This is a genomic window from Mesorhizobium sp. M0663, from assembly GCF_040320585.1.
Classification (GTDB): domain Bacteria; phylum Pseudomonadota; class Alphaproteobacteria; order Rhizobiales; family Rhizobiaceae; genus Mesorhizobium.
This window is the reverse complement of record NZ_JAMYPX010000041.1, coordinates 25,941-34,280: the sequence shown is the minus strand read 5'-3', so window position 1 is coordinate 34,280 and position 8,340 is coordinate 25,941. Positions and strand designations below refer to the sequence as shown.

At 60.8% G+C, this 8,340-nt stretch carries 6 protein-coding genes and 4 pseudogenes; 2 read left to right on the top strand and 8 right to left on the bottom strand.

The window, feature by feature from the left end:
* Positions 1–774: 774 nt before the first annotated feature.
* The 3 genes from NKI54_RS32805 to NKI54_RS32795 are packed head-to-tail and all read right to left on the bottom strand — an operon-like array spanning position 775 to position 1,697.
* On the bottom strand, positions 775–1,170 hold the full coding sequence (locus NKI54_RS32805) for a hypothetical protein (RefSeq protein WP_352693785.1): 396 nt from the start codon (positions 1,168–1,170) through the stop codon (positions 775–777).
* The gene (locus tag NKI54_RS32800; RefSeq protein ID WP_023802399.1) at positions 1,163–1,414 is read right to left on the bottom strand and encodes a type II toxin-antitoxin system Phd/YefM family antitoxin; all 252 of its coding nucleotides are present in this window, start codon (positions 1,412–1,414) and stop codon (positions 1,163–1,165) included. Before NKI54_RS32800 ends, NKI54_RS32805 begins: the two co-directional genes overlap by 8 nt.
* A 37-nt stretch (positions 1,415–1,451) precedes the next feature.
* Complete coding sequence (locus NKI54_RS32795) at positions 1,452–1,697, bottom strand: hypothetical protein (RefSeq protein WP_352693793.1); 246 nt, start codon at positions 1,695–1,697, stop codon at positions 1,452–1,454.
* Between NKI54_RS32795 and NKI54_RS32790 the strand changes: the two are divergent.
* Positions 1,662–1,814: pseudogene (locus tag NKI54_RS32790) on the top strand (ATP-binding protein); the annotation flags it as partial. The gene NKI54_RS32795 and the pseudogene NKI54_RS32790 overlap by 36 nt on opposite strands.
* A gap of 378 nt (positions 1,815–2,192) precedes the next feature.
* Positions 2,193–2,552, top strand: a pseudogene (locus tag NKI54_RS32785) (adenylate/guanylate cyclase domain-containing protein); the annotation flags it as partial.
* A 383-nt stretch (positions 2,553–2,935) separates the two neighbouring features.
* Here the strand turns inward: NKI54_RS32785 and NKI54_RS32780 are convergent.
* From NKI54_RS32780 to NKI54_RS32760, 5 genes and pseudogenes are all read right to left on the bottom strand, one after another.
* A complete protein-coding gene (locus NKI54_RS32780) occupies positions 2,936–4,417 on the bottom strand; it encodes a PAS domain-containing sensor histidine kinase (RefSeq protein ID WP_352693782.1) in 1,482 nt (493 codons plus the stop codon).
* A gap of 179 nt (positions 4,418–4,596) precedes the next feature.
* Positions 4,597–5,469, bottom strand: coding sequence for a response regulator (locus NKI54_RS32775; RefSeq protein ID WP_352693780.1), 873 nt, complete (start codon positions 5,467–5,469; stop codon positions 4,597–4,599).
* A gap of 96 nt (positions 5,470–5,565) precedes the next feature.
* Complete coding sequence (locus NKI54_RS32770; RefSeq protein ID WP_352693779.1) at positions 5,566–5,973, bottom strand: response regulator transcription factor; 408 nt, start codon at positions 5,971–5,973, stop codon at positions 5,566–5,568.
* 355 nt (positions 5,974–6,328) lie between these two features.
* Positions 6,329–6,637: pseudogene (locus tag NKI54_RS32765) on the bottom strand (UBP-type zinc finger domain-containing protein).
* Positions 6,637–8,327 (bottom strand): annotated as a pseudogene (locus NKI54_RS32760) (FAD-dependent oxidoreductase). The pseudogenes NKI54_RS32765 and NKI54_RS32760 overlap by 1 nt, the downstream one beginning before the upstream one ends.
* Positions 8,328–8,340 lie beyond the last annotated feature (13 nt).

Below are 8,340 nucleotides of genomic sequence, written 5' to 3'. Positions count from 1 at the left end.
ACCCCCTCCGGGCCCCCCCCCGCCCGCCCGGCCCCGCCGCTCGCCGCCCCCCCGCCCCCCCCCCCCCCGCGCCCGGGGCCCGCCCCCCCCCGGCTCCGTCGCTCACTTCGGTTTGTTCCGTTATCTGCTTTTTCGTCGAACTGCACCTGATAGCTCACCTCGAGCTTGGCGAGCAACGGAAGCGAGAACGCGACGGAGAGTTTAAGCTGGCCGCCCTTATGGGACAGTTGGCGATTTGCCGATTGATGTACAAACGAAGGCGGCGGCCGGTTTTCTGGCAGAAGGGCACGAGCGTTTTCATGAGGTAGATCCTCCAAAGTGGTTGTGCGCAATCGCGAAGCTCGAATTCGGCAGGACATGCAAGTGCACCGCAGGTCGCAACGGAGCGAAGCGCAGAGGAGAACCCTTAAGGGTTGCGCGCCGGGGCAGGGCCTGCCGTATGTGCGCGCGCAGCATAAAGATTGCGAACTGCCACTTTGGAGCTGCCCGATAACGCGGCCTTCGGAGCCCCGGCCGCCTATCAACATCATCAATCGGCAAATCGCCAACCGGCCGCAGGCCGGTTCTCCGTCGCCTTGTCGCTGGAGTGGTCCAGGACCTGGCTATGGCGTTCGACTTGCCGACAATGACGACAGGCTGAAGTGACCCCACATCGCGAAACAGAGCGGCGGCCCTGGTGGGGAGGGGAGTGCGAGGGGAGGGGCGTAGGGGCGCCCCTCGCTCGGTCCTGGCCCGCTCGAGCGAGTAAGGACCGGAGGCCTGCAATCAGTCCGGCTATTTGCGAACGATGCCGCGCAATCGACGCTGCGCCGCCGTCTCTTTGATCACGCCAGCAATCTTGCGGACAAATGCGGGACTGAACGCGCCAATCAGCGTCGTCGTCACAAGATCATAGGCTTCATCGACCTGCACCCGGTTATATTCGTTCAGGATCAGCCATGACGGGTAGTCGAGGCCGCCGCGGCGGCATTCGATTTCGCTGATGGCGAGATGCGGGCGCGACCGGTCGGGTTTTTGCGAAGTCAGCGGAAAGAGAAACAAGGCTGCGGGCGTTGCTGGCGTCCGGACAACGACGCAAACCGGCCTCGCCTTGCGTCCGGATTCCTCGCCGGCGTCTGCTTCCCGCGCCCATAGGTAATAATATCGGAACAGATCGCCGGCTTTAAGCATGCGGCTTGTCGCCGGAAATTATTGCATCCAGTCCTGTCATGAGTTCATTGTGGACTTCATCAGGAGCGTCCTCGAGCGTATAGGCGACAGAATGCGGCTGGCCGACGAGTTGGTGGTACTGAGCGGCGGACAGGATGACGAGCTTTTCCTTGCCGCGCTTGGTCAGGGCCACCGGCTCGATCAATGCCGTTTCGAGGATTTCGCCTGAAACCCGATTCATGTCCGAGAATGTGAATTGCTTCATCGCCGTACTTCCTTTTGAAATACCTATAGTAGGTATTTCACGTAAGAAAGCAAGAATGGCGGCGCGCGAGCGCCACCATTCTCGCCTTCGTCGCCGCCGGTCCTGACCAGTTGACCGAGATCCAGTGCATCGAGGAGGAGCCGCTGTCGGCAATCTCGGGCGGCCTGGCGAAGCGGGCATTGTGGAGCGGCAGGTGGATGTCGGCGATGAAGCGGTTGGCGGGCGCCTTCGTCGCCGATCGGCGCAATGCCTGGTCGGCGGGACAGGCACCGGCAAGTCGCATCTGGCCATCGCCATTGCCCGTTCTCTCATCCACAACGGCGCACGCGGGCGCTTCTTCAACCTCGTTGACCCCGTCAACAGGCTCGAGACCGAGACCCGTGCCGGCCGGCAGGGCCGTTGAATTCTGCGACTGTGCAAAAGTCAGTTGCAAAACCGTCGCTTTGATCGGGAGCGACAAGGGAGGGTCGCGAGAGGTGGTTTTCTTTCGTACCTTCCTCGATCGGAACGAGAAAGAAGCGCCATCTTAGGACCTTCGCCAATGCGGCGGGGAACTTCGCGATCCGAACCTTAGGCGGACATTCGTAGCCCAGGTACAGAGGCCGCAGTGACGGTGGTCGAGAACACAAGCGAAGTAAGCGTGAGCGAACTGGTTGTCGTAAACGAGTCATGCAACCAGTAGACCACGCTTTTGGTGATCAACTCTGTAGCCGCGCGTGAAACATGCGGCAAAGTCATGTACAGTGTTTGGCGCGGAATTCATGTTAGGAGCTAAGACATGGAGCGCCGATTATCTGCAATTCTGGCTGCCGACGTGGTCGGATACTCCGCACTTATGGAGCAAGACGAAGCGGGCACCTTTGACCGCCTTCGGGCGCGACGCACTGAGCTTTTTGAGCCCGAGATTGCGCGGCATCATGGGCGGATCTTTAAGCTCATGGGCGATGGCCTTCTCGCGGAGTTCGGCAGCGTGGTCGGCGCTGTCGAATGTGCCGTGGCTCTCCAGCGCGGAATGGCAGAGCGCAACGCCTCTGTAGCTGGGGAGGACAGGTTCGACGTCCGCATCGGCATCAACATCGGCGAAGTCACCGTGGACGAGGGTCGCTTTACGGCGACGAATAGCTGTCTTGCCCGGTTGTGCGCCGGGGCCAACATCGAAGGCGTCACTCCCCACACGCTGCGCCACACCTTTTGTAGCGTGGCTGGCGAATTTAGGATTTTCCGAGTTGACGATTGCGGCGCTTCTCGGCCAAGCCGCGAGGGGAGGTACTCAAGGCTATGTTCATATCGACGACGCTCTCAAGCTGGCCGTGATGTGGACATGCGATGAAATCGCCCCTCTGCTAAGTGGAAGCGCCGGCGGAGAAGGCTCGACCGTGGAAGGGAAGCCGCGAGGGCTCGGCGAACATCTGATTCATACTATAGCAGCGGTTAGAACGGGAGTTCTGCCCCCCGAAGGCAAGGTCGACGTTCGAACCGTATGGGGTGCGCCAAATTATCGGTAAATATCGAAGACTTCTGTCAGGCCCGGAGATCCGAGATGACAGGCACAGTGAATTGAAAAGCGGCACCTTTTGGAAAATTCGCGGCCGCCCACAATCGTCCTCCGTGAGCCTCCACGATTGAACGGCAGATCGATAGTCCCATCCCTAAGCCGCTAGACTTCGTCGTATAGAACGCCTCAAAGGCTCGCTCCAAGGCGACTTCGGGCAGCCCTGGGCCAGAGTCCCGCACCGCAACCAGAACGCAATCGTCTTCGGGTTGGGTGCTAATCAGCAGTTCTCGACGCTCGTCACTCATTTGGCTCATCGACTCGACGGCGTTCATGATCAAATTCAGCATGACTTGTTGAAGCTGTACGCGATCGCCTTGAACCACTGGCAAGCCCTCCGCTAGCTGGGTCTGCAGCTGAACACCATTTTTCGATACTTCACTGCGAGTCAGTCCAACAATTTCCGAAATTGCAAGATTAATTTCCAGGTTGTCCTTTCGTGCAGGCGTCTTCTTAACCAGCGCGCGCGTCCGATCAATAATGTCCGTGGCGCGCATGCCGTCGTTCACGAAGCGGTTGATCGCCTGTGTCGCGCGTACGACGTCTGGCGGCTCGCGAATAAGGCACCTCAGCGCGGTCTCAGCGTTGAGGAGCGCGGCCGCGATCGGCTGAGTGAGCTCATGGGCAATAGAGGCCGTGAGCTGCCCCAAAGTCGTAACGCGGCTCATGTGAGCGAGGTCGGCCTGCGCTGTCCGCAAGGACGCCTCCGCGCGCTCGGCGCGAATGATTGCCGTCACATCGGACCCTGTGCCGCGGTAGCCGCTGAATTCTCCGGCGGCGTCGAACACAGGCTTGCCGCTGGCTTTTACGTACATCGGAGAGCCGGTGCCGTCCGCAGAGCAGAATACGAAGTCGCGAAACGGTCTGCGTGCATCAAGGGTCTCAAGAACAAGCCGCCACTTCTCCGGTTCCGTTTCGAAGTCGAGAGCATGATCCCAGCACTTCGTGCCGATTCGATCCGCTGGGTGTGAACCAAACGCATTCTCAGTCAACAGCGTGTAATTGTAGTCCGTACCAATTTCCCACAGCCAATCGGAGGCAGTTTCGGCGTAGTCTCGGAATCTCGCTGCGCTCTCCCGCAATTCCTCTTCGGCACGCTTTCGATTGTCGATGTCGGTGCTGAATCCCGACCACTTGATGACTTGGCCGGCTGAGTCAAGAGAGGGATGAGCGAGAAACAGGAACCAGCGATATTCCCCGTCCGCCCCACGCAGACGAACGTCCGCTTCAATGGGCGCGCTCGACACTGGAACGCTTCGCCCGCCGGCGAGAAGTCGGGGAAGGTCCTCCGGGTGGACGAGAGTCTGCCAACCTCGGCCATGAAACTCTGCTAAGGCCACACCGGTGTATTCGCGCCAGCGTTGATTCAGAAAGTCAAATTGTCCGTCGGGCGCGGCCGTCCATAGAAGTCCGGGTAACTCATCAACGGCACCGCCAAGCTCACCCTGCATTGCAGGTCCCTTCACGATCACGGCCGGCCGAAACGCGCCACCATACAAACGGTGATCGACATCGTTTTAATATATGTCCTCCACTTAATATATGTTCTCCACCGAAGCCAGTGCGAATGGGTTCAGGTTCGGGTGAGCTGGAGATCTCAAATTGTTTGGTGACCAGAGACTTCGCTAAATCACGACCTCAACTGCCTCATATGCTCTGGTGACGAACCAGGTCGGAAAGCGGCAATGTCAGCAGCCATTGCAAATTTGATCGCGTTCAGGAGCTCCTCGTGCCGGACCGGCTTGGTCAGGAATTCAATCGCCCCTGCTTTCATGGCGCGCACCGACATTGCCACATCGGCGTGACCGCTTATGAAGATCAGTGGAAGCCGCACCTTTGCCTTGGCCAGGTCGGCCTGAAAATCCAGTCCGCCGTGTTCGGGAAGCCATGCGTCCAGCACAAGACAGCTTGGCGGCGAAGGACGATCGCTATCGAGGAAAGCGCGCACTGAGGGAAAAGCCTCAGCGCATAGGCCCGCCGACTCCATTAAGCCGACCAAGGCCTCCCTAATCTCGGGCTCGTCGTCTATCACAGCTACATAAGGCGCCGCAGTGCGAGACGGGACTTCGGGATTCGAAACCAGCCGCAGCCATCCTGGGACCTGCACAGTCTCGTGTTCCGATGTTTTCTGCATGGGTGGAGGCGCCGCATTCTCCGTGACGTCATCGTCCGCGAAAAGGTAACCGCGGCCAGGAATGGTCTTGATCATATCTCCGTCCGACCCGAGCACCCTTCGCAGCGCGGCCATCTGAAATCGAAGGTTACTGTCGTCGACGATAATGGACGGCCATACGCACTTCACGATGCTATTCTTCTCGGCGATCCTGCCACGCACCCGCAATAATGCCGTCAGGAGATCGAAAGCCCTGCTGCCGATCGGGACCGGACGACCGTCGCATAGCAAGACACGCGATCGCGGCAACACGCAGAACCGTCGGAAACGCAAAGGGCGCTCCCCGAATGGCTCCGGCGCCTCACCTGTCCAGCCGCTACCCGTGGACATCTGCGATTCCAACCCGTGCATGTACGCATCCCTCAGGCGTTCTCAAGATACTGCCTCTGTCTCTGATACATCATCCCGGATGAACCTTCGATACAGTCAAGGCTTGCCGCGATTCAGAGCCGTGTTCACGGCGGCTAGGAGCCGATTCGCAGTGATCGGTTTCAGCAGCATCGCTATCGCTCCATTCTCCATCGCTGATTCGTGAAACCCTTTTTCGGAGAATGCGGTGATGACTATCGTCGGGATCAGACGGCCTCTGGCGATCAGGCTCTTCTGAAGCTGCAACCCGGACATTCCTCCTAGCCTTACGTCGGTTATTAGGCACGAAACGGTATCGATGGAACCCGATGCCAGAAAGCTCTCAGCTGAAGCAAACGTGGCGACCTCAAAATTGAAGGCCAATAGGAGACCTTCCAGCGCTTCCCTCACGCTGGCATCGTCGTCTACACAGGCGATCAGCGGCGCCCGCGTCGTGGTTTCTTTTTGTTTCTTCACGCTGGTCATGATGGAGGGAGGATCGATATTCCGCAACTGGACGGGAGTCCGGCGCGCCTCGCACATGGTGGTGGCGAGACTAGACTTTGGTCTATTCGGGTGGGCTTAGCTTGGCTCTGGCCCAACGCGTCAGCCATTCGTACGAGTTCCACGACGGAGCCCGCTCACCGTGCCTTCTGCAAATGGGATGAGCGTCCATGACCCAGCCCTCTAGGCCGAGCAAGGCGACCGTCATCGCTTGACCTCGCCGAGGGCCGCGAGGCCGTTAAAGCCGTGCTTGCGGCCAAGCCCGGGCGCACGGGGCGCAGGAGGCAGACTCTTGGTTAGACGAAACACTCTCGTTCGCCATTGTTTCGCATGCAGCTCAATAAAATCGCGGGATCGGGCCGTTCTGCGGCGTGACGCGGTCGCCAAGGTCGAGAAAGACCTCATCGATGTAGCACCATCCCCAACCTTCCGGCGGATCGTAGCCCTCGATGATCGGATGGCGGGTCGCGTGAAAGTGCTTGGTGGCGTGACGGTTGGGCGAGTCGTCTCAGCAGCCGACATGGCCGCATGTGCGGGAGAGCCGCAGATGCACCCATTGCGAACCGCTCTTCAGGCATTCCTCGCAGCCGAGTGAGCTCGGCGTCACATCCTGAACGACTGCCGCATGCCTGCATTCGTCTGCCATCACGCTCTCCTGGCCAGTTCAGGCGCGACGGCGTGGCTGCCGTCCCGCGCGAGATATGCGTGCAACGCCGCCAACGCCGGGGCGCCTTCGCCGACAGCCGCCGCGACGCGCTTGACCGAGCCGGCGCGAACGTCGCCAATGGCGAACACTCCGCTGCGGCTGGTCTCCATCACACCATGCCCCGACCCTATGTAGGATCCGGTGCGGACGAAAGCCTTGGCATCCAGCGCCACATTGCAGTGCACCAACCAGTCCGTATTCGGGTCCGCGCCGATGAACAGAAAGAGATGGCGGATCGGGCGCGTCGTTTCCGCGCCGCTGGCGCGGTTGCGCCATCGCACCTGGCCATGGCTGCCCCCTTCGGCTTCCAGCGCTTCGATTTTAGTCCCGGTCAGCACCTCGATATTCGGCTGTGCCTTGACGCGCTCGACCAGGTAGCGCGTATGCTGGTGTCGAGGCTGCCGCCACGCGCCAGCAGCGCCACCTTGCGCACGTGGCTGGCCAGGTAGACTGCCGCCTGTCCGGCCGAATTGCCGGCGCCGACCAATGCCACTTCCTGGCCCTGGCAAAGCCGTGCTTCGATCGGCGACGCCCAATAGTGCACGCACGATCCCTCGAACTGCGCCAGATTGGCGATATCGAGGCGACGATAGCGCGCGCCGCTGGCGATCACAACGGTGCGCGTCCGCACGGTCTCGCCGTCGCCGATATCAAGCGTGTAACGGGCACCGTCGGTTCCGGCGCTCAGCAGCTTCGCCTCGTCCGGTATCACCATTTCGACACCGAATTTTTGCGCCTGATTATAGGCACGCGCCATCAGCGCCATGCCCGAAATGCCGGTTGGGAAGCCGAGTTAGTTCTCGATGCGCGAGGAGGCGCCGGCCTGCCCGCCGAAAGCCCGGCAATCGAGCACGATCGTCGACAGCCCTTCGGAAGCCGCATAGACCGCAGCAGCCAACCCCGCCGGTCCGGCGCCGACGATGGCGACGTCGTACAGTTTGTCGGCATCGATCGGCCGCAACAGGCCGATGCAGCGGGCGAGGTCCTTCTCGCTCGGGTTCATCAGCAGCCGGCCGTTCGGACACAGCACGATCGGCAGATGGTGAGGGTCGACCTCGAAGCGCTCGACCAGGGTTTTCGCGCAAGGATCGCTGCCGGAATCAAGCACGCGGAGCGGCTGGCCGCTGCGGGCCAGGAAACCCTGCAGCCGCAATACATCACTATTGTCGACGGATCCGATAATGATTGGTCCGCTGGTGGCGCTTTCCAGCAGCCCGACACGGCGCAGGATCAGTGCCCGCATGATGCGCTCACCGAGATTGGCCTCTTGCACCATCAGGTCGCGCAGCCGCTGCGAGGCGATGACCAACGCCTCCACGGGCTCGGCGGCCTGCGAATTCACCAGCGAGGGACGAGCCGAAAGCTGCGCCAGTTCGCCGACGAAGCTGCCTGGACCATGCGTGACGATCGTTTCACGCCGGCCGAGCCCGCCATCCTGGGTGATCTCCACTCTACCCGACAGGACGACGATCAAGCCGGGCGCCACATCGCCGGCCGTGACGATGTGCTCGCCGGCGGCATAGGCGCTGGTCTCGCCGAACCGGCGCATGCGATCGATGTCGGCCTCAGCCAGCGTGGGAAACGCCTGATCGCGACGCGCACCGAAGATCCGGTTGGTGGTTTGAGACATGATTTTCGAACCT